This window comes from Streptomyces milbemycinicus (assembly GCF_002154605.1).
In the GTDB taxonomy this organism is placed as follows: Bacteria; Actinomycetota; Actinomycetes; order Streptomycetales; family Streptomycetaceae; genus Streptomyces; species Streptomyces milbemycinicus.
Window position 1 is genome coordinate 1 of sequence record NZ_MUNE01001115.1, and the last position, 611, is coordinate 611.

General features: G+C 72.0%; 2 protein-coding genes. Both read left to right on the forward strand.

Translation table 11 applies throughout. The features are described from left to right. Positions 1-42 precede the first annotated feature (42 nt). The gene (locus tag CCN51_RS51420; RefSeq protein ID WP_086861253.1) at positions 43-357 is read left to right on the forward strand and encodes a DUF742 domain-containing protein; all 315 of its coding nucleotides are present in this window, start codon (positions 43-45) and stop codon (positions 355-357) included. Continuing rightward, positions 338-611, forward strand: a 274-nt coding sequence (locus CCN51_RS51425; RefSeq protein ID WP_211303351.1) for an ATP/GTP-binding protein, incomplete at its 3' end; no start/stop codon positions are given. The genes CCN51_RS51420 and CCN51_RS51425, both read left to right, overlap by 20 nt.

Consider the following 611-nt stretch of genomic DNA (forward strand, 5'->3'; position numbering starts at 1 on the left):
ACAGCCGCTCGGGGGCGCCTTCCCCAAGGCGCCCCCGAGCGGCTGTACTCCCTGGCCGAGGACCGCGCGCGCCGGTCCGGGCGGGCCGATGTCGAACTGGTCACCCTGATCGTGGCGCGGGCCGAGCCGGAGCCGGGGACGCGCCCCGAGTGCGCGTCCCTCCTGCGGATGTGTCAGTTCCCGCTGTCCGTCGCCGAGATCTCCGCGTATCTGGCCCTGCCCGTCTCCGCGGTCACCTTGCTGCTCACGGACCTGCTCAGGGACGACCAGGTGGAAACCCGGGCGCCGGTCCCCGCCGCCGCGCTGCCCGACCCCGAACTCCTCCAAGCGGTGATGCATGGACTACAGAAGCTCTGAAGCGCTCGCCGGCTCCGAAGCGCCCGTCGGACCGCGCAGCGAGGACACCCTGCCGTCCTCGGTGAGCGCCGCGGTCAAGGTGGTGATCGTCGGGGGGTTCGGCGTCGGCAAGACGACGATGGTCGGCTCGGTGAGCGAGATCCGGCCGCTGACCACCGAGGAGACCATGACCCAGGCCGGGGTCGGCGTGGACGACATCGCCGGGGTGGAGCGCAAGACCGAGACCACCGTGGCGATGGACTTCGGCCGGATCA